This window comes from Amycolatopsis sp. NPDC051371 (genome assembly GCF_040682155.1).
Taxonomy (GTDB): Bacteria; Actinomycetota; Actinomycetes; order Mycobacteriales; family Pseudonocardiaceae; genus Amycolatopsis.
Genome location: NZ_JBFBAG010000027.1, coordinates 131,664 through 153,090 on the forward strand (window position 1 = coordinate 131,664; position 21,427 = coordinate 153,090).

A 21,427-nucleotide genomic window follows, 5' to 3' on the forward strand; every position below is an offset into this window, starting at 1 on the left:
CGGGGCTTCCCATGTGGGGGGGACCCCCGCCCCCGGGGCCCCCTCCCAACTTTCGGGCCCGGGGCGCGGGGCCCGATCGGGCCCGGCGCCGTCACTGTTGCAGCGCCAGCAGCTCATCAAGGACGGCCCGTACCGCGGGGGCGCGGTCGTCCCGGCGCCACGCGGCCCGCAGATCGACCTCCTGCGCCGGGGCATCGAGGGGCACGAACACCACGTGCGGGTCGATGACGTTACGAGCGACCGAAGCAAGGGTCAGGTGGCAGCCGACTTCGGCGCTCACCAGGGCTAGCGCGGTCTGCGTGTCGGGGGCGATCTGGACGACGTCGGCGACGAATCCGGCGGCGTGGGCCAGGCGCCGCAGCCGGTCGGGCAGCACCGCGCCCTCGTGCGGCGGCAACGACACGAACGCGTCGCCGGCCAGCTGTCCGATGTGGACTTTCGGGGCATCGGCGAGGGGATGGGTGTCCGGGACGGCGACCGACAGCATGTCCGGCATCACCACCTCGGCCGCGACTTCGGCGGGGACGACGTCCCAGCGGCCGAGCGCGATGTCGGTGTCGCCCTGGACGAGCTTTTTCATCGCGGGCTGGGCGAAGTTCTGGCTCGACAGCTCCAGCTGGATCCGCGGCCGTCGTGACCGGACGACGCGGGCGAGCCGCGCGACGAGGTCGTGCGTGGACACCCCGGCGAACGCGATCCGGACCAGCCCCGTCTCACCGTCGCCCGCCGACCGCACCACCGCTTCCGCGCGCCGCAAGGCCGCCAGGACTTCTTTCGCCGGGTCGACGAGGGCTTGGCCGCCGGTGGTCAGGCTGACCGACCGGGTGTTGCGATCGAACAGCTGGATGCCCAATTCGCGCTCCAGCTGCTTGATCGTGCGGCTCAGCGGCGGCTGGGCGATGTGTAGCCGCTCGGCGGCCCGGCCGAAGTGCAGTTCCTCGGCGACCGCGAGGAACGCGCGGATCTGCTGGACGTCCATAATTGTCGAAACGGTATCACAGAGGGACTGATTAAGTATTGGACTGAACTTAATCGGCGTTCGATAGTGGGAGCCATGTACACCGGCAACCCCGAGGTCCCCGACGACGTCTTCGCGGACGTTCTGGACCAGATCAACGACTTCGTGCGCACCCGTGTCATGCCTCGCGAGCTGGAGATCATGACCACGGACGCCATCCCCGCCGACCTGCGCGCGCAGGCCGCCCAGATGGGGTTGTTCGGGTATGCGATCCCCCAGGAGTGGGGCGGACTCGGACTCGACCTCGTCCAGGACGTCGAGGTCGCCATGGCCCTGGGCTACACGTCGTTGTCGCTGCGGTCGATGTTCGGCACGAACAACGGCATCGCCGGGCAGGTCCTGGTCGGCTTCGGCACCAAGGAGCAGCAGTCCCGGTGGCTGCCCGGCATTGCTTCCGGCGAGGTCGTCGCGTCGTTCGCGTTGACCGAGCCCGGCGCCGGCTCCAACCCGGCGGGCTTGCGGACCAGTGCGAAACCCGATGGCGACGGCTGGGTGATCAACGGCGGCAAGCAGTTCATCACCAACGCCACCGAGGCCGGACTGTTCGTCGTGTTCGCCCGCACTCCGCCCGCGTCGGCCTCGGGCACTGGCATCGCCGTGTTCCTGGTCCCGGCCGATACGCCCGGCATCACGGTCGGTGCGAAGGACGCCAAGATGGGCCAGGAGGGCTCGCGCACTGCGGACGTCACCTTCTCACAGATCCGAGTCGGGCCCGAGGCACTGGTCGGTGGCGACGGCGAAGTCGGGTACAAGGCGGCGATGACGTCGCTGGCCCGCGGCCGGATCCACATGGCCGGGCTGGCGGTGGGCGCAGCGCAGCGGGCGCTGGACGAGTCGGTCGCCTACGCCGCCACCGCCACGCAGGGTGGCACGCCGATCGGGGATTTCCAGCTGGTGCAGGCGATGCTCGCCGACCAGCAGACCGGCGTGCTCGCTGGCCGTGCGCTGGCACGTGAGGCCGCGCGGCTGTACGTGACGGGGGAGGACCGGCGGATCGCGCCGTCGGCGGCGAAGCTGTTCTGCACGGAGATGGCCGGCAAGGCCGCCGACCTTGCCGTGCAGGTCCACGGTGGTTCCGGCTACATCCGCGAGGTCCCGGTCGAACGGATCTACCGCGACGTCCGGCTGATGCGGCTCTATGAAGGCACCAGCGAAATCCAGCGCCTGATCATCGGCGGCGGACTGGTGCGGGCCGAGAAGAAGAAGCAGTCGTGACGCGCCCGCTCGAGGGAGTCACCGTCGTCGCCATCGAGCAGGCCGTCGCCGCCCCGTTGGCCACCCGCAACCTCGCCGACCTCGGTGCGCGGGTGATCAAGGTCGAGCGCATCGAGGGTGGCGACTTCGCGCGCGGCTACGACCACGTCGTCCATGGCACCGGCGCACACTTCGTGTGGCTCAACCGTGGCAAGGAGTCGCTCGCCGTCGACCTCAAGTCCGCCGAGGGCCGCGACGTCGTGCGCCGCCTGGTTGCCCGCGCGGACGTCTTCCTGCAGAACCTCGCGCCTGGCGCCGCGGAACGCCTGGGGCTCGGTGACCTGCGGGCCGGGCACCCGGAGCTTGTCGAGGTGAACCTGTCCGGGTTCGGTGCGGGTGGGCCGATGGAGCAGCGCAAGGCCTATGACATGCTGATCCAGGCCGAAGCCGGGTTGATCGCGATCACCGGCAGTCCCGAAGCCCCGGCGAAGACCGGTATCCCTACCGCCGATATCGCGTCCGGGATGTACTGCTCGCAGGCCGTCCTGGCAGCGCTGTTGCGCCGGTGGCGCATCGGCGAGGGCGCGACGATCGAAGTCTCGATGCTTGAGGCGACCATCGAATGGATGGGGTATGCGCTCTACACGCAGATGTACGCCGGGACGCAGCCCGCGCGGATGGGGCTGAGCCACAGCTCGATCGCGCCGTACGACGCGTTCCCGACCCGCGACGGGCAGATGCTGATCGGCGTCCAGAATGACTCGGGGTGGCGCACGCTCGTCACCTCCGTACTCGACGCCCCGGCCTTGGCTGACGATCCACGCTTCGCCACGAACGTAGCGCGCGTCGCCCACCGCGCCGAGTGCGACGCCGAGGTCGCGGCCCGCACGTCCCGCTGGACCAACGCCGAACTCGATACCCGGCTGGGCGTGGCCGGCGTTCCGGCCGCGCAGCTGAAGGACGTCGGTGAGGTGGTCGACCACCCGCAGCTGAAGGCCCGGAAGCGCTGGCGCACGGTCGGCACCGAGCACGCTCCGGTCGACGCGCTCCTGCCACCCGTGACGTTCGCCGACGTCGAGGCGTCGATGGGGGACGTCCCAGCACTCGGCGCTCACACCCGCGCCTTGCTCGCCGAGTCCGGAGTGGACGCCGATGACCTCATCACCCGCGGCATCGCCGCGCAAGCCCACCAGGAGAGCCATGCCTGAAGTCTTCATCGTGGACGGTGTCCGGACCCCGCAGGGCCGCTACGGCGGCGCGTTGGCCGGTGTCCGGCCCGACGATCTGGCCGGTCTGGTGGTGCGGGAAGCCGTACGCCGCGCCGGCGTGGTGGGTGAGCTGGTCGACGAGGTCATCCTGGGCGCTGCCAACCAGGCCGGGGAGGACAACCGCAACGTGGGGCGGATGGCCGTCCTGCTGGCCGGGCTGCCGGACGAAGTGCCTGGATACACCGTGAACCGGCTCTGCGCCAGCGGCCTCACCGCCGTCGCGACCGCGGCCAACACGATCCGCGGCGGCGAAGCCGACGTCGTCGTCGCCGGCGGTGTGGAGTCGATGACCCGGGCGCCCTGGGTGATGGCGAAGCCGGGAACACCGTGGGCCCGGCCCGGCGAAGTCTCGGACACCTCGCTCGGCTGGCGGTTCGTCAACCCCGAATTCGCCGGCCACGACCGCGACGTCCCCGCGGACTCCGGCCCGGAGGTCCGCAAGGTGACATTGCCGATGGGGGAGACCGCCGAGGAGGTCGCCAGGCTCGACGGCCTCACCCGCGAGGAATGCGACGAATTCGCGCTGCGCAGCCACCAGCGCGCACTCGCCGCGACCGACGCCGGGCACTTCACCCGCGAGATCGTCCCTGTGCCGGTGAAGGCCGGCGAGTTCGCGGTCGACGAGGGACCGCCGCGGACCACCACCCTGGAGAAGCTCGCCGGGCTGCGGCCGGTCTTCCGCCCCGGTGGCATCGTCACCGCCGGATCGGCGTCCCCGCTGTCCGACGGCGCCGCGGCCCTCGTACTGGCGAGTGAAGACGCGGTGCACCGCCACGGTCTGACCCCGCGCGCCCGGGTCGTGGCCGGTGCCAGTGCCGGAGTCGCGCCGAACATCATGGGCCTCGGCCCGGTACCGGCCACCGAGAAGCTCCTTGACCGGGTCGGGCTGCGGGCCGACGACCTCGACGCGGTCGAGCTGAACGAGGCGTTCGCCGTGCAGAGCCTGGCGGTCATCCGGCGGCTGAAACTCGACCCGGACCGCGTGAACGCCGACGGCGGCGCGATCGCCCTCGGGCACCCGCTCGGCTGTTCCGGCGCCCGGCTGGTGGTCAGCCTGCTCGGCCGGCTCGAGCGGGAACAGGCCCGCCGCGGCTTGGCCACCTTGTGCGTCGGTGTCGGCCAAGGCGTCTCGCTGCTGGTGGAGCGCGTGTGAGCACGCTTCTCGTCGAGGAATGTGACGACCGCGTCGTCGTCACCCTGAACCGTCCGGACGCGCGCAACGCGATCAACGCGGCGATGATCGGTGAGCTGCACGAGGTCTGTGAGCTGCTCGAACGCCGGCGGGGATGTTGCTGCTCACCAGTGCGGGCGGGGTGTTCGCCGGCGGCGCCGACATCGCCGAACTGCGCGAGCGCGGGCGCGACGAGGCACTGCAGGGCATCAACAGCCGCCTGTTCGACCGCGTCGCCCGCCTCCCGCTGCCCACGGTCGCCGCGGTCGGCGGCTACGCGATCGGCGGCGGAGCTGAACTCGCGTACGCCTGCGACGTCCGCATAGGCACCCCGGCGACGGTTTTCGGCAATCCCGAACCTGGACTGGGCATCCTCGCCGCGGCCGGAGCCTGCTGGCGGCTCGCCGATCTGGTCGGCAAGTCGGTGGCCAAGCAGGTGCTCCTCGCCGGGCGCCGCCTGAACGCCGAAGCCGCTCTCGCGTGCGGCTTAGTCGCTGAAATCGTGGGGTCCGAAGAGCTTCTCGGGGCGGCCGATCGCCTGCTGGACGGCATCGCGGCGTGGTCGCCGTCGGCGCTGCGGCTGACCAAGCTGGTCCTCGATGCACCGGGCGCTCACCCGCTGGCGGATGACCTCGCCCAAGCGGTGCTGTTCGAGACCGAAGACAAGAACAGCCGGATGGCGAAGTTCCTGGAGCGGAGGAAAGCATGACACCCCAGACGATCGGCGTGATCGGAGGTGGTCGCATGGGCGCCGGCATCGCCCAGGTCTTCGCGGCCGCAGGGGCCGAGGTGACCGTGGTCGAAACGGCCGACGTGGCGGCAGCTCGTCGCGTCGCCGACGGCCTGACCAAGGCGGCCGAGCGCGGCAAGCTCACCGATACCCTGGATGCCGTCCTGGCTCGGGTTACGGTCGTCGACGACGTCACAGCGTTGGATCCGTCTGCGGATCTGGTCGTCGAGGCCGTGCCCGAACGACCCGACCTGAAGATCGACGTCCTGACCCGCGCGGAGAACGCTATCGGTGACACAGCCGTGCTGGCCAGCAACACCAGCTCACTGTCAATCACCGAACTCGGTGCGGCGCTGCGCCGCCCGTCCCGGTTCGTCGGCATGCACTTCTTCAACCCGGTCCCGGCGTCCGGACTTGTCGAGGTCGTCACCACGTCGGAGACGGCATCCGAGGTCGTCGAGCAGGTCCGCGGCTGGGTCGGGGAGCTCGGCAAGACCGACGTCGTCGTCCGGGACTCACCCGGCTTCGCCACCAGCCGCCTCGGTGTCCTGCTGGGGCTCGAGGCGATCCGCATGCTTGAGGAAGGCGTCGCGGACGCGGAGGCGATCGACAACGCGATGGAGCTGGGCTACCGCCACCCGATGGGCCCGCTGCGCTCCACCGACCTCGTCGGCCTCGACGTCCGTCTCGCGATCGCGGAGTACCTGCACGCGACGCTGGGAGAGCGGTTCGCGCCACCGCAACTCCTACGTGACAAGGTCGCGAGCGGCCTACTCGGCAGGAAGACCGGTCAAGGCTTCCACTGCTGGGCCTGAACAAAGTGGACCACCAGACGCGTCAACGGCTTCGCTTGGTTGTCCACGCGATCGGCGGTGTGCGACCCGACGACCTGGAAGACGACGCACTGCAGTTCGTCCTGAGCCGGTGCGAGTCCGTGGCGTTCCGTGCGTTGCAAGGGGTACCGCTCTTCCGCCCGGAGCGGTACCTCGCGTATCTCGGGCTTCGCCGGCCGGCTGAGTACAACGCTCTGCGCTCGCTGATGCTCGGTGTCCGCCTCGCCGCGCCGACGGCGTGGGACATTCCCCGCGAGCAGGGCACAGCAACGAGCCGTCGGCGACAGCTGTTTGCGGAAACACCCGAACGTTGCCGATGTCGGTGCGCAGCGAACGGACACGGAGTCGGCCGATGCCGCGGCTATGCGACTCCTGATGTGTACGCGCCGCTTCCCAGAGGACGTCCAGGTGACCGGGTCGCTGCATGCGCGCCGTGCGGGTCCGCGTTTCCTTGCCTTAGCACAGAAGAACATGCTGCTGCAGGTCCGCGAAACCGACGTCGTCTGCGTCGCCCCGCCAGGCTGGGCATGGCGTGGCATCCCCGCAACCACCACAACCGCACGCACGAACTCTTGCGCGCGCATTGGGCACATTATCGCCGCCATCGCGAGCGCCTGGCCCGGTGGCCGCTGGACGAACCGGCAGCTGACGAAGCCCGATCCGACGGGCATTCCGCACCTGGATCAGAACGCGGTCGGCCGGAGCATCGCGTCGATGCCGCCGTCGATGACGAACTGGGCGCCGTGGATGAAGGCCGCCTGCGCGCTGAGCAGGTAGCCGACCAGCGACGCGATCTCGTCGGGGCGCCCGTGCCGCGCGATCGGTGCCGCGAAGCCCCGGATCGCCTCGCCGTAGCGCGGATCTTCGGCGGAGGCCGCCAGCAACGGGGTGTCGACGGCTCCGGGGGCCACGGTGTTGAGACGCACCCCGGCCGCACCCCACTCGGCCGCTCGCCGGCGGACGGCGACGGTGAGGGCGTTTTTCGCCGCCGCATAGGCGAATTGGCCGCGGTAGTCGCCGCCTGCTTCGACAGCGGCGGCGACGAGTGACTCGTCGCCGGTGGTGACCGCCTCGGCGATCGGGTTGTCCGCCCAGGAAACGTGGGTGGAGGCGACCGAGGAGATGACCACCGCGGCGGGGTTTCGGCCCGCGCGCAGGGCGGGCAGCAGGCCGTCGACGACGGCGATGGTGCCGAAGTAGTCCACGCCCGCGATGCGGGTGACGTCATCGACGTGCGGGCCCAGGCCGGCGCAGGTGACCAGGCCGTCGAGCACGCCCGAGCAGCGCTCGAGCACCGCCGCCACGGCATCCTCCCGGCCGTGGGGAGTGGCCAGGTCGGCGGTCACCTCCGCCGAGTGCAGGTCGACACCGATGATCCGGTGCCCGGCGTCGCGCAGCTGCTGGGCGGTGGCCGCGCCGATACCGGACGCGCTTCCGGTGACGACGGTGGTCCTCATGCGTCCTCCGAGGTGGCCAGCACGCAGCGGGTGCCGGAGTAGATGGTCGGCGTGCAGCGGTTGCAGTGGATGCACAGCGACCGGGTGTGCGCGTCGGCTTGCATGCGCCGGACGAGGTCGGGTTCGCGGAGCAGGGCCCGGGCCATGGCGACGAAGGCGAAGCCCTCGGCCATGGCCAGGTTCATGGTCTCCACGGTGGTGATCCCGCCCAGCAGGATCAGGGGCATGCTCAGCGCGGCGCGGAACTGGCGGGCGCGGTCGAGCAGGTAGGTCTCGCGGTAGGGGTACTCGTGCAGGAAGAACCGGCCGCCCAGCCGCAGGCCTAGCCGCGTCGGCTGGGGGAACGCGGCCGCGAAGTCCCGGACCGGGGCGTCGCCGGTGAACAGGTACATCGGGTTGAGCAGGGAGCTGCCCGCGGTGAGCTCCAGCGCGTCGAGGGTGCCGTCGGACTCCAGCCACTGGGCGACCTGGATGCTTTCGTCGAGCCAGAAGCCGCCGGGGACACCGTCGTCCATGTTCAGCTTGGCAGTGATCGCCAGGCGGTCGCCGACCGCGTCGCGCACCGCCCGGGCGACCGCGCGGGCCAGCCGGGCGCGGTGGGCGAGGATGCCGCCGTAGGCGTCGGTGCGGCGGTTGAGCCGGGGGCTGAGGAACGCGCTGACGAGGTAGTTGTGTCCGAAGTGGATTTCCACCGCGTCGAAGCCCGATTCCAGTGCCGTGCGGGCCGCGGTCGCGTGGGCTTCGACCACGCGGTCAAGGTCTGCGGTGGTGGCGGCCCGCGTCGGCCGCATGCCGAGCGGGCTGAACCGGCGGGTGGGGGAAAGAGCGGGCAGGCGATTGGAAGCCGCGTTGGCCACCGGTCCCGCGTGCCCGATCTGCGCGCAGGCGGCCGCGCCTTCGGCGTGGATCGCGTCGGTGAAGCGGCGCAGCCCGGCCACGGCTTCGGGCCGCATCCAGATCTGGTGGCGGTCCGTGCGGCCTTCGGGGGACACCGCGCAGTAGGCGAGGGTCGTCATCCCGACGCCGCCGCGGGCCGGCCGCCGGTGGTACTCGATCAGCTCGTCGGTGACGAGCGCGTCCGGCGTCCGGCCTTCGAAGGTGGCGGCCTTGATGACGCGGTTGCGCAGTTCGACCGGGCCCAGGCGGGCGGGGGCGAACACGTCCGGGGCGGTCACGGCGCGTCCAGCCCGGCGACGACGAACGACCGGACGGCGGCGGGGGACAGCCGTGGTGGGGTCGGCGCCGGAGCGGCTGGCGTGCCGAACACCTGCAGCAGCAGCTGGAAGGCCAGGACCCAGCGGGTGCCGGCTTGCTCGCCCGTCAGGTCGGGGCGGGCGGCGCGCAGCAGGGCGACCCACGGCTCCAAGCTGAACCAGGGCGAGGTCCAGTGCATCCGCTGCCCGGAGAACAGCACCCGGGCGAGCAGGTGCAGCCGGAGGCGGCCGACGGGGTCAGCGGCGAGTTCGGTCAGCGGTTCGAGGATGGCGTCGACGAGATCCGCCGTCGCGGGTACCCACCCTTCCCGCCGGTGGCGTTCGACGTCGTCGAGCAGGTTGGCCCAGACGGGCGCCAGCCGGTCCTCGAGCATCGCGGCGACCAGCGCCTCTTTCGAGCCGAAGTGGTAGTGCACGGCGGCCGGGTTGAGCCCGGCCGCCGAGCAGATCGCCCGCACGGACACGCTGTCGTAGCCGACGGTCAGCAACAGCTCTTCCGCGGCGGCCAGCAACCGGTGCCGCGTCGAGTCCACCGTCGCTTCCATCCGTCGAGTAGAACATCGGCCACGAAGGATTTCAAGCAGTGATTCAAACACTGATTGAATCGAGGGAGACGGGTTCGAACATCGCCGCTTCGTCTTCGGGGAACAGCGCGGTCGGGCCGTACAGCCAGTCGATGAAGGAGTAGTCGTCGACCGCCCTGGCCCGCAAGAACGCGTTGCGGTGCTCGCGTTCGATACCGTCGAGGTGCCACAGTTCGCCCCACGAGCGGGCCGTCAGGACCACGCGGCGGCAGTGCTCCGGCCGGACTGCCTGGTACGCCGCCAACACGGCGGTCCAGTCGACGGTTCCGCCGGCCACGCGCAGGCGGCGGGCGTGCTCGGCAAGCACCCAGCCATCCTCGATCGCCATGATCGCGCCCTGGGCCAGGTACTGCAGGGGCGGATGGGCGGCGTCGCCGAGGAGGGCGAGCCGCCCGTCGACCCATGTGCCGATCGGGTCGCGGTCGTACATTCGCCACCACTTTTCCCGCCACAGGTGGGGCAGCCCGCCCCGGACGAACTCGCACGTCCGGGCGAACGCCTCGGTCAGCTCGTCGGGCGTACCCCAGTCTTCACGCCGGGCGCGGGCCTTGGGCGACTCGAAGACGGCGACCTGGTTGAGCAGACCGCCACCGCGTAGTCCATAATGGACGAAGTGACAGCGCGGTCCCACATAGACGACGACTTAGGAGAGTTCGACCGGACGGCTCAGGTCGCCTACCGGCACGGTGCCCCGGTAGGCGACATACGCGGACGAGACGGGCTGGTCGTCGGCGAAGTGCTTGCGCCCGACGGAATGGAGCCCGCCCGCGAGGGACGCGGCGGCGACTCCGGCATCGCGCACACGAACGTCAAGTCCCGGATGCCGGAGCGGTACTCCGCCGAGGAGATCGCGAAGCTGGTGGAGGAGCGGCTCGCCGGCCCCGACGTGGCCGCCTGGCCGAACCTGGTGCACGTCCTCAAGTACCCGCGCAACCGCGAGCTCTGGTTCGACATCGTGCTGAACGAGCTCGACGGAGACTGGTACGAGGAACGCAATCCCGTCACCCTGGCTCCGGCCATCGACATCCCGGTGTGGCTGCAGATCGACCAGGGCCGGGGCTGGACCGTCGACGGCACCATCGAGCTGTTCTCCCGGCTGAAAGGCCCAAAGAAGCTCGACATCGGCCCATACCCGCCCATGCAGTCGCGGCCGTTCGTCGAGGAGCACGACAAGATGTTCCGGTGGTACGACCACTGGCTCAAGGGCGTCGACAACGGCGTGCTGGACGAGCCGGCCGTCACCGTCTTCGTCGAGGGCAGCCGCGAGCGGGTCACCGGTGCGCAGTGGCCGCCGAAGGACGTCGAATACCGCTCGTTCTTCCTCCGCCCGCGCGGCAAGCTGGCACCCGAACCCGAACCCATGGGGGCTGGGCACGCCGCCCCGGACGGCTTCTACCAAGCACCGCTCACGGTCACCGATCAGGTGCAGATCCTCAGCTGGCGGACCGCGACGTTCGAGGACGCCGTCGAGCTGATCGGCACGGGGGCCGCGCACCTGTTCGTCGAGATCGACCAGCCTGACACGAATTTGATCCTGCGCCTGTGGGACGCCGCCCCGGATGGCAGCCGGCAGCTGGTCACCACCGGCTACCTGAAGGCCTCGTACCGCGAACTCGACGACCGCACCACCGAGGGGAACCCGTACCACCCGCACACCCGGGCGGTTCCCGTCGAGCCGGGGAAGATCGAGGAGTACGTGCTGCGCCTGTACCCGTTCGCGGCGACGTTCCGCCCCGGCCACCGCCTGGAAGCCGAGCTCTCCAACGGCGAACCGCTGGCCGACGCGCACAACGCGCTCCTGCCGCCGGATGCCTTCCACCTGCCGGTGGGGCGTCCGGTCACGCACAAGGTGTACCGCGACGCCGCCCACCGGTCCCGGCTCGTCCTGCCGCTCACCAGGCGCCGCGCCGCGAACGGCGAGTAGGCCGGGCTGTCAGATGTCACCGACGACCACGAATATCTGTCGGCGTTCTCGGCCTCCTCGCCGTTTACCGCACGTGCACGTCCGAAGCCTGCTTCGAGCCCGGGATCTCGTCGATCCGCCGGCACGCGCCGTTGGCTGAGGCCGGCCTTCCGCACTCGCCGCGGGCGCCGGAGCGGGGTCCGCCGATGTAGGGTCTCACGGCGCATGACATGTCGATCTTGTGTGACCTGGAGGTTCTTGGCAGTCTCACGGCCTTGTCACCCATGATCAGTCTCAAATCCGTGACATTTTGTCCGCTGCCAGTGAATCGTCCTTGAGGTGGGCGCCTTGACCTGCGGTGAGGAATTTTGAATGGCAGATCGGGTGGTGGTCGGTGGGGTCGTAACGCTGTGGGGTTGGGTGAGTTTGCCATTGGATCTTGCTCGTTCGCGAGCGCTGGGGGTCCTCGGAACGAGGGCGATGGCGTCGATATTGGGGGTCAGATTGTGGGGCTGAGGTGACTGCCGAGCCACGTGTGGATGTCCTCGAGTGCCGCCTGTGCCATCCGGGTTGGGTGGCCCGTGAACCCGTGGGGTGAGTCAGGGTAGACGCGGAGATCGACGTCTGCCCCGGAGGCAGACAGTCGAGCGGCCATGGCCAGGTTGTCCTGGAGCAAGAAGTCGGTGTCTCCGACGATTATGAGGATCGGAGGCAGGTTGGACAGGTCGGCGTAGATCGGAGAGAGGTCCGGGTCCGTGCGGTCCGGCGCTGCCCCGGCGTAGGCCTCGAGGAAGTACTCGTCGGCGATCAGACGTCCAGCCGGTGTCTGTGCGCTCAGGTCGTAGGTTCCGAACTGCAGCACGGCACCGGCGAATGCGGTGACTCCCCGACCACGCAGGCGCAGCAGCGTCGTCATCGCTAGTGTCGCGCCGGCCGAGAAGCCGCCGACAGCGAGCTTCGTTGTGCCGAAGCGGTGCTGGGCGTGCTCGACGAGCCAGAGTGCGGCGGTTTCGCAATCGTCCGGAGCGGCTGGCCACGGATGCTCAGGCGCGAGTCGATAGTCTACGCTTGCAACTGTGACGCCGAGTGCGTCGGCGAGCTGGCGGTTGCGGATGTCGCTGCCGGCGGCCGACCCCATGTAGAAACCGCCCCCGTGGATCTCCAAGAACACGCCGTTCACCGCCGCGTCCACGGGAGTGTGGATCCGCAATGGGACGCTGCGTCCGTCGGCGGCGACGAGTTCTTCGACGGCTGGCGGACTCGCGGGGGCAGGCTTGGCGGCACTGGCTCGGACTGTGCGAAGCTCCTCCACGCTGTTCGGACCTCGTCTGGCTGCGCGCTTTTCATAGAAGGCGCGTGAGTCGGCAACGAGAAGCAGAAGGCGAGGGTCGATCAGATTGGCCAGTCCGAGGTGCATGGATACTCACCGTACCGATTGCTGGTTTTCGCCAGCGTTGAGGTCGTTCGGGACGAGGGCGATGGCGTCGGGGTATTTCGCTGCGCGGGTGTAGGTGTCATGGTCGGTGCCGATGCCGCGGCGGTGGTTGATGGTTTGGAGGATGAGCAGTCGATGCCCTTCAGTGCAGTGGGATGTCGGCCGGTGTGGCTGGCCAGGGTGGGATCGCCGCGAGCGCGACTTCGTGCGCAAGAACAACTTGCTGGGGCGTGTATCGGCGCAGAAGTCGGTTGGCGCGGTGCTGACCGGTGATGATTTCGGGGCAGGCGGTGACGTCGAGGTTGGGTTGACCGGTGTCGCTGAGCCAGATGCCGTGCCGCGTGCAGAGTTTCAGGTGAACAGGTAGGTGGACGGGGACGGGTTCGGTGACGCCGCGGCGGGCAGCAGCGGCATGCGGTGGTGGCGCGGACCGGTCCGCGGGTGTGGGCCGCGCCGAATGCCGGCAGGGCGCCGGCGAGGTGTTGCGGGGTTGTTCTGGCAAGACGAGCGAGCGCGGACAGCGCGTCGGTGGTCGCGGGAGCGAGCATGTGGTGCTGGGCGAGTTCGTCGGGGTTGTTGATTTTCGTGGTGAACCAGGTCGGCAGGACGCCCAGCACCTCGGCGAGGGTGAGGTGGTTGGCGTGGGCGAGCCGAGGTAGGTAGGAACTGAGCAACTCCCCGGTGATTGGTGCGACCGGCAGTGGCAGCACCACCGTGTGCTGGCCCGGATCGGCGGTTGGGCGGGATCGCCTGACCAGGTCCAGCAGTAGATCCCGATCCGGGTCAGAGGTGACATGTCGACGTTGATTGGCCTGTTTTTCTTTTGTCTCATGGCGATGTCATCGAGGTCAGTCTCAAACTCGGGGCATTTTCTTGACTGCGGGCGCGCCTTCCGTTCTTTCCTGTGTCATTTCTTGGATTCCCCGACTTGCTTGGTTGTCCATGCCTGGGCTAGTTGAGGGTCTTCGGTCCGTAGTGGGCGGTTGCGGTTGTTGTCATGAGGGCCCAGTAGCGGTCTCCGTATGACCAGTGCCACCACTCCGTGGGGTAGTTGACCAGGCCGGCGTGGGCTAGGGCGGTGCTGAGGAAGTGCCGGAGTGAGCGCGCTTTGTCGGTGATGTTGGTGGCCTGTGTGTAGCAGGCCCCGGCGCTTTCCTCTGGGGTGGCGTTCATGCGGGTGCCGAGGTCGAGTTCATGGCCGTCGGCATCGGCAAGGGTCAGGTCGACGGCGGCTCCCGCGCTGTGTGGTGCGATTTCTGGTGGGGACACGAAACGGCTGGCTGCTGACCGGACGTCCTCGGCGGGCCATTCTGGGTGGTCGGCTCGTAGTTTCGCGGCGTATTCGTCGAAGTAGCGGCGTTGCAACGACGGCGGGCGGTATCCTTCGACGAGCAGCAGCCGCAGGTGTAGGGGCAGTGACGCTTCGGCTGCGAGGAGGCGGTCGAGTACGCCTTCCCGCAAGTAGGCGAAGGTGTCGGCGGATTCCCGCTGTTTCCGGTCATCGACGAGCAGTGAACTGGCGCGCCGCACGTCCACGAGCCGTTCATCGCACTCCACGGTTGGGATGGCGGCGACCTTCGGGTCGGACATCAAGATGATCTCGCTCATGCGGAGATGATCTCGTGGCCTGGGTTCACGCGGATCGGTCGGGTCGGTGGAGAACGGCCAAAACGGGGAGTAGATCGTGCTTGAGCTGTTCGCCGGCGGGAGTCAGTGTGAGCCCGCGGGAGCGGGGAGTTGTGTCGAGCAGTGTCGTGCCAATGACGTGTTCGAGATGGTCGATCTGGTGGCGGAGGCTGGCCTTTCCGATGCCGAGGTGTCTGGCGGCGTGGTTGAGGTCGGGGTGTCCGGGTAGGACCGAGAGCCGGCGGACGCGTTGTTCGGCTCCGCGGCTGGCGAAGAGGGTCCAGATGTGGGACGGGATGCCTCGGGGCCGCCGTGGTCGGCGAGGACGTGTTGGTGTGCGGCGACACCACGCCGGGTCGCGAGGCCGAGTCTGCGGGCGTGACGAGCCAGGTCGGGGGGCGGGACGCCGAGATCGGCGGCGATGTCGGCGAACGAGCGGTGGTTGTCCTCGTATTGCTCGCGAAGCCAGGCGGGGCTGGCTGCGCGCAGAACCTCACGGGGAACGGGTGGGCCGATTCCGCTGTTGATCAGGAGCGTGCTGATGCGTTGATGGCTGCAGCATCGCGACCGGACGGCCAGGATGTTGCTCCCGCGGTTGATGAGCCGGTCGGGCCCGAGGAATGTCAGTTCTCAGAGGGGTTCGACTACGTCGAGAACCCGTCTCGGACGATGTCGTGCTCGGACACCGTCTGGGAGTTGTTCACTACCAAGACCGAAGGCGGTCTGACCAAAAACACAGGGTGGATGAACTTCGAGAATCTGCAGTGGTCGGTGTACAGCCCGAACAGCACGTCGTGGCTGCACGGTGCCTACATCGCCGTGAAGGCCGGCGGTTGGGGGACTCTGGAGGACGGCGTCCAAGGTCGTATTGACCCGCTGTGCCGCGTCTCGCAAACCTCCCAATGCACCGCTGTGCAACCCTCCAATCCAGATGATGGCAAGTTGGTTACGCTGACCTCAGGCACGGTCTATGAGGTGACGTGGGGCGAGAACGACGCCAGCGACGCGTCTACGCAACCAGACAAGGCCCTGATCCGTTCGGATGTCGGCCTGCGTATCTCCGGGCCGGGCAGCGGCGCCGACATCCCGGCATGGTCGTTCGATGACGACTACCTTGTGGGGCGGTGCGACGCCCGCACCACCAGCTCCGGCAACGTCTCCCGCGGCTGCGTCAACCACGTATTCACACCGACGCTGAACCTGTCGGTGAGCACACGAGGATCGTCGGCGACCATGGTGGCCTGGGCGCAAACGAACTTGAACTGGCATCCTGGCAAAGAAGGACAGGGAGAGCCGCTGCACTACAAGCGCGAGTACGACACCGACCGCAAGATCATGTGCGGAGCGTTCGTGCCGGACTCGACGATGAATGAAGCACTGATCCCGTATAACACAAAGGACTCCTGCGACGAGTACGCGTTCGATGCGTCCTATGAGAACCCAGCCAACACCGGAGCGATCAAGGACGGCGCCGAGTGCGCGCAATTGACCGCGGTACAGAACGACAACACCGGTGTGCTGGCTGCAGACTGGCGCGACGTAGCCCTGCTCGGTAGCTCGACCGGATCGGAAAAGTGCGTACGTGGACACATCCCGCTGTTCCTGAACTCAGCCGCCGGAGGCGACTACGGCAGGCTGGTGACATCCGCGCGGCTGATCGACAACGACGCGTACTGGGTTGCGGTCAACCCGTGACCCTATGCGCCACCGCCCGCGAAGTTCGGCAGACTGTGGCCATGACGAAAGCCAACGAACACGGGAACCCAGTTGCTGGCGAGCCTGAATGGGCGTGGATCCTCCAGCATCCGACGATTTTCGAGGACGACGGCCGTATCACCTTCGTCCGCACCACCGATGTCAACGCCGTCTTCAGAGCCTTTGATGCTGACCCGGCACGGGCAAAACCGCAGAGCCTCACGGATAGCTGGGCTCCCTCAGGGGCTGCCTACGATGGACGCCCATGCCTGCGAGTGGCTACATCGGGCACGTGGACCGCGGCGATTGAGCCGGTGCGGGCAAGCACACTGCCCAATACCGCCGCTTCAGCACTGTCGTTCAAGACCGACGTTGTGACCGCCACGATGAACGCCATGGGCCAAGGCTGGGTCAGCCACATCGTTGGTGGTCGCCTCCAGTTCGGCCTCGAGGTCGGCCAAGCCTACGACGGCCTTGGGGGCGAGGCGACCACACGGCTCGAGCAGCCCATGCGTGAAGCCGGCCTCATCGATCGTGAAACACCACGCGACTCGCGCACCGAGTTCGTTGCCGCGCTGACTGTGCTGGCGCGGGAGTTCGGATTCAGCTTCTCTGCGCCGCAGTTTCGAGGCCCGCTGCCGACCGTGTACTACCCAACCTGACGAGGGGAAGCACATGCCATGAGCGACCAGATGTCTGGCTCCGATCCAACGCGGGGGCTGGCGACTGTCGGCGTCGACGTGATGGTCGACGACGCGTTCGACGCCCGGTTCGCCTACGGGATCGCGCGGCTGCTGCACGCCGGTCAGGCGGGCTCCTCGCGCCGGTCGGGGATGAAGAACGAAACCAGGAACCCGACCGCCAGCAGGCCCGCCAGGACGAGGTAGCTGTGCACGTAGGCCGAGTCCCGGTAGACCGTCGTTCCCTGCACGACGTTCGAGTCCGCGCCGAGCGTGCTGAAGAGGATCTGCGCCCCGACCGTGGCCATCAGGCCCAGAAGCATCATCGCCGTGCCGTTCGCCTGTGCCTGTTCCTTGACCGTCACCGCCGAGAGGACGAGCACGGGCGACGCGCTGTAGACGACACCGATGCCCAGGGCCGCCACGATCCCGGTGACCATGATCTGGGTGGCGTCGTAGTGGAAGAACGCCTGCAGCACCGTCCCGGCGATCGCCACCGGCACGCCGAGCAGCCACGGCGTGCGGGCACCGGTCCGGCGCATCACGCCGGACGCGGCCACGCCCACGGCGAACAGGACGAGGCCCGCGGGGAGCGCGACGAGCGCGCCGTGCAGCGCGGTCCACCCCAGACCGTCCGAGACACCGGGAATGCGGGGGTACAACGGGATGACGACGGTCATGATGCCGAGGCTGACGAACGTCGTGCCCTGGACGAGCGCGCTCGCGCCGACGACCGTCGCGACCGCCCGGCGGGACAGCATCCGCAGGTCCAGCACCGGGTTCTCGGCTCGCCGCTCCACGCGGACGAAGAGCGCGAACAGGAGGAGCCCGCCGACGACGCCGCCCGCGACCCGCGGATCCGCCCAGCCCAGGGTGGATGCCTGGCCGAGGCCGAACATCAGCACGAGGATGCCCGCGGCGAGCAGGAGCCCGCCTCGCGAGTCGAACGTGCCGCCGGCGGCGTGCCGTGGTGTCTCGGGGATGAGCGTCGCGACGAGCAGCAGGGCCACGGCCGTTCCGGCGGCGACGAACCACATCGCGCCGCGGAACCCGTAGGCGTCCAGCAGCCAGCCGGCGATCAGCGGCCCGACCGCGACGATCGCCCCGAGCGTCGCGCCCATGACGCCGGTCGCGGTAGCCAGCCGCCGGGCCGGCAGGACGTCGCGGGCCGCGGCGAACGCGAGTGCCGCCACGGGGACGTAGCCCGCCGAGACGGCCCGCCCCGCGACCAGCACGCCGAAGGTGGGCGCGACCGCGCAGAGCACGTCACCGGCGAGCCCGCAGACAACGAGCACGAGCATCACGCGGCGTTTCCCGTACATGTCGCTGATCTTCACCGCGAACGGGAGCAGGAGCGTGCCGAAGAGGGCGTAGACGATGCTGAACCACGCGATCTGGGTGGTGTGGAAGGTCTGCGCGATTTCGGCCTGGGCGTAGGAGGTGATCGCCGCGGACGCGTTGACCAGCTGCGCGGGCCAGAGCAGGGCGATGAGGAGCAGGGCGTAGGGCCTGCGGGTGGTGGGTCTCGCGTCGGTGGCGGCCTGCGGGGGCGGCGCCGCCGGGGGCGTCCGGAACATGGCGATCCTTTGCGGGTCAGCGGAAGCTCAGGGAATCAGGTGGGCGCGCAGGAAGCCGATCAAGCGGCCCATGACCGCGCGGGTGGCCCACGGGCGGACCGCGTCCGGGGTCGCCGAGGAACGCCAGGTCGCCGTGGCGGGCGCCGGCCAGCAGGTACCGCGTGCTCGATGCGCCCGCGGCGAGGAGTGCATTGTGCGGTAACAACGTCTGGCTCGGCGAGACCAGGCGGTCGTCGGTCCCGTGGAAGAGCAGGAACGGCGGAGCCTCGGCGTGCACGTAGCCGAGCGGGTTGGCGCCGGCGGCCTCTGCGGGGTCGTCCGCGCACGCTTTCCCGCTGTGGCGCCCGAACACGTACGAGACGAGGCTGTTGTGCGGCCCGCCGAAGAAGGCCTGGGTCGGTTCGTCGAAGTCCGCCGCGAGCAGGGCGAGGTCGCTGCCGCCGAACATGTCGACGACCGCCTGGACGTCGCCGCCGGGGTCCGGGTCCTCGCCCGGGTCGAACCGGCCGAGCCCGTTCGTCACCCCCGTCATGGCCGCGAGGTACCCGCCCGCCGACTCGCCCCAGACCGCGACCCTGCGCGTGTCCAGCCCGTAGTCCGCGGCGTTCGCCCGGAGGAAGCGAACCGCCGCCTGGACGTCCCGCACACCGTCCACATAGGTCGCAACGGGCGTGCTCGTGCGGTACTCGATGCTGGCCACGGCGAAGCCGGCCTCGGCCAGCAGCCGCCGGCGCGCGGGGTTCCCGCCCCGGTCGGCCAGCACGAAACCACCACCGGGGACGAACACGACCAGGGGGATGGGGCGCTCGGACCCGGGCCGCACGATGTCGAGCTTCAGGCCCGTTGCCGGGTCGAAGGCGACGTCGCGGTGTTCGCGCAGCGCGGCGCCGGAGCTGGGCAGCTGGTCGTTTTCGTCGACCGGGAGGATCGTGCCGGTGCCGGCCGGCCGGACCGTCGCGGAGACCTGGAGGGGCGGCGGCCCGGCCAGACCGGGCGGCGACGAGTGCTGGGTCACTGCGGCTCCTCGAGACGTCGTTGTCGTGGACCGGAAGCGAGTACAACCGCGGCCGGGCCGGGAAACAAGTGAGCGGGCGTCAGGATGGGTGCTGACCGGTGTCAGGAAATGTGACGCACGGCCTTGCCGTGGGGCCGGATCGCACGGGCTGGGCTATCATTTTAGCCAGTAATTGAACAGTTAACGGATGGAGTCGCCGTGGCCGGCAGGTATCTCCGTGAAGTCCAGCGGCTCGCGACGTCGGGTGCCCGCGGCGTCGCGGCTTTCACGGTCGGCGGCGTCCAGCGCTTGGCGATCCCGCAGCTGGCCTACGACGCGCCCGGCTCGCCGTCCGGCATGAACGGTGGCGACTCCAACACCGACATCCTCCTGTTCGACCGGCGCGACGGCGAGTTCGCACCGACCGGCCGGTTGCCCGGGCCGGGCGCCGAGGACGTCGAGTACTTCGAGGTCGACGGCACGCCGTTCCTCGCCTGCGCCTGCATCCGGATCGGGAGCGGGCCCTACAACTTCTCCGTCGGCCAGCCGCTCTACCGGTGGGGCGGCAATGCCTGGGAGCCGTTCCAGACGATCGTGGGGCACGCGGCGAAGCAGTGGCGGCACTTCACCGTCGGCGGTGTCCACCACCTGGCGCTCGCGCAGAACCGGCCGGGTGGTCCCGAGCTGCCGTCGAGGCTGTACCGCTGGACCGGCACGGAGTTCGGGCACTTGCAGGACATCCCGTCCCGCATCGGGTACAACTTCCACGCCTTCGACCTCGACGGGACCAGCTACCTCGCGCACGCCGACCACCTCCTGCCCAGCAGGCTCTACCGGTGGGACGGCGCCGAGTTCGTCCCGCACCAGGACCTCATGCCGGCCGGCGGCCGCGCCTTCGCCACGTTCGCCGCCGGTGGTGAGCGCTACCTGGCGGTGGCGAACATCCAGTCGGACTCGATCCTCCTGCGCTGGGAGAACGGCCGGTTCGTCGACCACGCCGTCCTCGGCGGCGGCACCGGGGGACGCGAGCTCCTGGTCGTCGACACCCCGGAGGGGCTGTTCATGGTGCGGGTCGACTTCATCACCGGCGGCCCGGCGGACCCGCACCCGCTGCTGAAGTCCCCGCTCTACAAGTTCGAGGACGGGACGTTCCGCGTCGTCGAGGAGTACGACACCTCGGGCGGGACGGACGTCGCGCTGGTCGCCGGCCCCGGTGGCGGCCGTCAGCTGGTGGTCTCGCACGGGCTCAACGGCAGGCTGGGGTTCGAGACCGAATCGGTCGTGTACGCCTTCTCGCCCGCCGGCGACCTCTGAGGCGGCGGCCGGGTACCGCGACGCGATAGAGTAAGCCGTAGTACACCGGTTGACGGAATGGGGGAACATGACGAACGGCGAGGCGCCGGTAGTGGCCTGGGACCAGTGGCGCGCCGCCCGTCCCGACCTCGACCTGGCGGCGATGTCGCTGTTCGGCGGGCTCAAGCACGCGCACGCCATGCTCGAACTGCTGCTGGAGCCCGCGTTCGAGACCTCGCTGATCAGTTCGTCCGAGTTCGACCTCCTGTTCCACCTCCGCCACGCGCCGGAGCCCGTCATCGCCCGCCGGCTCGCGCAGACCATGGGCAAGTCCGCGGCCGCGCTGAGCAAGGCCTTGACGAAGCTGGAGCGGCGTGGCCTGGTGGAGCGGGTGGCGAACCCCGCCGACAAGCGAAGCTTCCTCGTCACGATCAGCGACGAGGGCGCGGCCGCGGTCGACGACGTCATGCCCCAGCGCCTGGCCTTCGAAGCCGAGGTCGTCGAGGGATTGACGGACCGGCAGCGCGCCGACGTCGCGCGAGCGTTGCGCGTCATCGGCGGCGCGCTCGAAACCGCTGCCCGCCGGCACGGCTGATCGCCATGCGGCGCCGTTTCCACGCCGCTGTTGTTCTCCCCGCCGACCCGTCCTGTTTGCTTCTCCGTGACGCGGTCGTCGATGTGGACGCCGACGGGCGCATCTCCTACTGCGGACCGGCGGCCACCGCCCCCGAGTCCGCCGCACCGGTCACCACCCT

The 21,427-nt window shown here is 69.4% G+C and carries 21 protein-coding genes and 1 pseudogene; 11 read left to right on the top strand and 11 right to left on the bottom strand.

Features of this window, described 5'->3' with window-relative positions:
* Positions 1-91: 91 nt before the first annotated feature.
* Positions 92-979 carry a LysR substrate-binding domain-containing protein gene (locus tag AB0M59_RS30170; protein ID WP_364621684.1) on the bottom strand — a complete coding sequence of 296 codons (888 nt, stop codon included), beginning with the start codon at positions 977-979 and terminating at the stop codon, positions 92-94.
* A 75-nt stretch (positions 980-1,054) separates the two neighbouring features.
* Between AB0M59_RS30170 and AB0M59_RS30175 the strand changes: the two genes are divergently transcribed.
* The 5 genes from AB0M59_RS30175 (at position 1,055) to AB0M59_RS30195 (ending at position 6,196) form a co-directional block, all read left to right on the top strand.
* On the top strand, positions 1,055-2,233 hold the full coding sequence (locus AB0M59_RS30175; protein ID WP_364621686.1) for an acyl-CoA dehydrogenase family protein: 1,179 nt from the start codon (positions 1,055-1,057) through the stop codon (positions 2,231-2,233).
* The gene (locus tag AB0M59_RS30180; RefSeq protein ID WP_364621688.1) at positions 2,230-3,420 is read left to right on the top strand and encodes a CaiB/BaiF CoA-transferase family protein; all 1,191 of its coding nucleotides are present in this window, start codon (positions 2,230-2,232) and stop codon (positions 3,418-3,420) included. The genes AB0M59_RS30175 and AB0M59_RS30180 overlap by 4 nt, the downstream gene beginning before the upstream one ends.
* Positions 3,413-4,633, top strand: coding sequence for a thiolase family protein (locus AB0M59_RS30185; RefSeq protein WP_364621690.1), 1,221 nt, complete (start codon positions 3,413-3,415; stop codon positions 4,631-4,633). The genes AB0M59_RS30180 and AB0M59_RS30185 overlap by 8 nt, the downstream gene beginning before the upstream one ends.
* Before the next feature lie 133 nt (positions 4,634-4,766).
* Positions 4,767-5,360, top strand: coding sequence for an enoyl-CoA hydratase/isomerase family protein (locus AB0M59_RS30190; RefSeq protein ID WP_364621693.1), 594 nt, complete (start codon positions 4,767-4,769; stop codon positions 5,358-5,360).
* Positions 5,357-6,196, top strand: a complete 840-nt coding sequence (locus AB0M59_RS30195) for a 3-hydroxyacyl-CoA dehydrogenase family protein (RefSeq protein ID WP_364621695.1) — start codon at positions 5,357-5,359, stop codon at positions 6,194-6,196. Before AB0M59_RS30190 ends, AB0M59_RS30195 begins: the two co-directional genes overlap by 4 nt.
* A 701-nt stretch (positions 6,197-6,897) precedes the next feature.
* Here the strand turns inward: AB0M59_RS30195 and AB0M59_RS30200 are convergent.
* From AB0M59_RS30200 to AB0M59_RS30215, 4 genes are read right to left on the bottom strand one after another with little or no spacing between them, the layout of a single operon-like run.
* Complete coding sequence (locus tag AB0M59_RS30200) at positions 6,898-7,671, bottom strand: SDR family oxidoreductase (protein ID WP_364621697.1); 774 nt, start codon at positions 7,669-7,671, stop codon at positions 6,898-6,900.
* The gene (locus AB0M59_RS30205) at positions 7,668-8,846 is read right to left on the bottom strand and encodes an NADH:flavin oxidoreductase (protein WP_364621700.1); all 1,179 of its coding nucleotides are present in this window, start codon (positions 8,844-8,846) and stop codon (positions 7,668-7,670) included. The genes AB0M59_RS30200 and AB0M59_RS30205 overlap by 4 nt, the downstream gene beginning before the upstream one ends.
* The gene (locus AB0M59_RS30210; protein WP_364621703.1) at positions 8,843-9,430 is read right to left on the bottom strand and encodes a helix-turn-helix domain-containing protein; all 588 of its coding nucleotides are present in this window, start codon (positions 9,428-9,430) and stop codon (positions 8,843-8,845) included. The genes AB0M59_RS30205 and AB0M59_RS30210 overlap by 4 nt, the downstream gene beginning before the upstream one ends.
* A 43-nt stretch (positions 9,431-9,473) precedes the next feature.
* Positions 9,474-10,100, bottom strand: coding sequence for a hypothetical protein (locus tag AB0M59_RS30215; protein WP_364621705.1), 627 nt, complete (start codon positions 10,098-10,100; stop codon positions 9,474-9,476).
* Here AB0M59_RS30215 and AB0M59_RS30220 point away from each other — a divergent pair.
* Positions 10,083-11,393 (top strand): CocE/NonD family hydrolase C-terminal non-catalytic domain-containing protein, encoded by a 1,311-nt coding sequence (locus tag AB0M59_RS30220; protein ID WP_364621708.1) that lies wholly within the window; start codon positions 10,083-10,085, stop codon positions 11,391-11,393. The two genes, AB0M59_RS30215 and AB0M59_RS30220, sit on opposite strands and share 18 nt — an antisense overlap.
* A 478-nt stretch (positions 11,394-11,871) precedes the next feature.
* On the opposite strand, the gene AB0M59_RS30225 is transcribed toward AB0M59_RS30220, so the two are convergent.
* From AB0M59_RS30225 to AB0M59_RS30240, 4 genes are all read right to left on the bottom strand, one after another.
* Positions 11,872-12,789, bottom strand: a complete 918-nt coding sequence (locus tag AB0M59_RS30225; RefSeq protein WP_364621711.1) for an alpha/beta hydrolase — start codon at positions 12,787-12,789, stop codon at positions 11,872-11,874.
* On the bottom strand, positions 12,765-13,520 hold the full coding sequence (locus AB0M59_RS30230) for a TniQ family protein (RefSeq protein WP_364621714.1): 756 nt from the start codon (positions 13,518-13,520) through the stop codon (positions 12,765-12,767). Before AB0M59_RS30230 ends, AB0M59_RS30225 begins: the two co-directional genes overlap by 25 nt.
* Before the next feature lie 238 nt (positions 13,521-13,758).
* Positions 13,759-14,415 carry a M15 family metallopeptidase gene (locus tag AB0M59_RS30235; RefSeq protein ID WP_364621717.1) on the bottom strand — a complete coding sequence of 219 codons (657 nt, stop codon included), beginning with the start codon at positions 14,413-14,415 and terminating at the stop codon, positions 13,759-13,761.
* A gap of 25 nt (positions 14,416-14,440) precedes the next feature.
* Positions 14,441-14,731 (bottom strand): LysR family transcriptional regulator, encoded by a 291-nt coding sequence (locus AB0M59_RS30240; protein WP_364621742.1) that lies wholly within the window; start codon positions 14,729-14,731, stop codon positions 14,441-14,443.
* A gap of 14 nt (positions 14,732-14,745) precedes the next feature.
* On the opposite strand from AB0M59_RS30240, the gene AB0M59_RS30245 reads away from it, so the two are divergent.
* Together AB0M59_RS30245 and AB0M59_RS30250 are read left to right on the top strand one after the other, a co-directional pair.
* A complete protein-coding gene (locus AB0M59_RS30245; protein ID WP_364621720.1) occupies positions 14,746-16,128 on the top strand; it encodes a hypothetical protein in 1,383 nt (460 codons plus the stop codon).
* A gap of 41 nt (positions 16,129-16,169) precedes the next feature.
* Positions 16,170-16,790, top strand: a complete 621-nt coding sequence (locus tag AB0M59_RS30250; RefSeq protein WP_364621723.1) for a hypothetical protein — start codon at positions 16,170-16,172, stop codon at positions 16,788-16,790.
* A gap of 143 nt (positions 16,791-16,933) precedes the next feature.
* On the opposite strand, the gene AB0M59_RS30255 is transcribed toward AB0M59_RS30250, so the two are convergent.
* Both AB0M59_RS30255 and AB0M59_RS30260 read right to left on the bottom strand, forming a co-directional pair.
* Positions 16,934-18,385 carry an MFS transporter gene (locus AB0M59_RS30255; protein ID WP_364621726.1) on the bottom strand — a complete coding sequence of 484 codons (1,452 nt, stop codon included), beginning with the start codon at positions 18,383-18,385 and terminating at the stop codon, positions 16,934-16,936.
* A gap of 16 nt (positions 18,386-18,401) precedes the next feature.
* A complete protein-coding gene (locus tag AB0M59_RS30260; protein WP_364621728.1) occupies positions 18,402-19,400 on the bottom strand; it encodes an alpha/beta hydrolase in 999 nt (332 codons plus the stop codon).
* 198 nt (positions 19,401-19,598) lie between these two features.
* Between AB0M59_RS30260 and AB0M59_RS30265 the strand changes: the two genes are divergently transcribed.
* From AB0M59_RS30265 to AB0M59_RS30275, 3 genes and pseudogenes are all read left to right on the top strand, one after another.
* Complete coding sequence (locus AB0M59_RS30265; protein WP_364621731.1) at positions 19,599-20,693, top strand: hypothetical protein; 1,095 nt, start codon at positions 19,599-19,601, stop codon at positions 20,691-20,693.
* 67 nt (positions 20,694-20,760) lie between these two features.
* Positions 20,761-21,267 carry a MarR family transcriptional regulator gene (locus AB0M59_RS30270; RefSeq protein WP_364621734.1) on the top strand — a complete coding sequence of 169 codons (507 nt, stop codon included), beginning with the start codon at positions 20,761-20,763 and terminating at the stop codon, positions 21,265-21,267.
* A gap of 5 nt (positions 21,268-21,272) precedes the next feature.
* A pseudogene (locus AB0M59_RS30275) lies at positions 21,273-21,427 on the top strand (amidohydrolase); the annotation flags it as partial.

What these genes read in the sequence shown, in the direction of transcription:
- AB0M59_RS30200 (WP_364621697.1), bottom strand. Translation starts at nt 7,671, where the DNA reads ATGAGGACCACCGTCGTCACCGGAAGCGCGTCCGGTATCGGCGCGGCC.
- AB0M59_RS30185 (WP_364621690.1), top strand. Translation starts at nt 3,413, where the DNA reads ATGCCTGAAGTCTTCATCGTGGACGGTGTCCGGACCCCGCAGGGCCGC.
- AB0M59_RS30175 (WP_364621686.1), top strand. Translation starts at nt 1,055, where the DNA reads ATGTACACCGGCAACCCCGAGGTCCCCGACGACGTCTTCGCGGACGTT.
- AB0M59_RS30250 (WP_364621723.1), top strand. Translation starts at nt 16,170, where the DNA reads ATGACGAAAGCCAACGAACACGGGAACCCAGTTGCTGGCGAGCCTGAA.
- AB0M59_RS30210 (WP_364621703.1), bottom strand. Translation starts at nt 9,430, where the DNA reads ATGGAAGCGACGGTGGACTCGACGCGGCACCGGTTGCTGGCCGCCGCG.
- AB0M59_RS30170 (WP_364621684.1), bottom strand. Translation starts at nt 979, where the DNA reads ATGGACGTCCAGCAGATCCGCGCGTTCCTCGCGGTCGCCGAGGAACTG.
- AB0M59_RS30255 (WP_364621726.1), bottom strand. Translation starts at nt 18,385, where the DNA reads ATGTTCCGGACGCCCCCGGCGGCGCCGCCCCCGCAGGCCGCCACCGAC.
- AB0M59_RS30195 (WP_364621695.1), top strand. Translation starts at nt 5,357, where the DNA reads ATGACACCCCAGACGATCGGCGTGATCGGAGGTGGTCGCATGGGCGCC.
- AB0M59_RS30225 (WP_364621711.1), bottom strand. Translation starts at nt 12,789, where the DNA reads ATGCACCTCGGACTGGCCAATCTGATCGACCCTCGCCTTCTGCTTCTC.
- AB0M59_RS30190 (WP_364621693.1), top strand. Translation starts at nt 4,767, where the DNA reads ATGTTGCTGCTCACCAGTGCGGGCGGGGTGTTCGCCGGCGGCGCCGAC.
- AB0M59_RS30235 (WP_364621717.1), bottom strand. Translation starts at nt 14,415, where the DNA reads ATGAGCGAGATCATCTTGATGTCCGACCCGAAGGTCGCCGCCATCCCA.
- AB0M59_RS30270 (WP_364621734.1), top strand. Translation starts at nt 20,761, where the DNA reads ATGACGAACGGCGAGGCGCCGGTAGTGGCCTGGGACCAGTGGCGCGCC.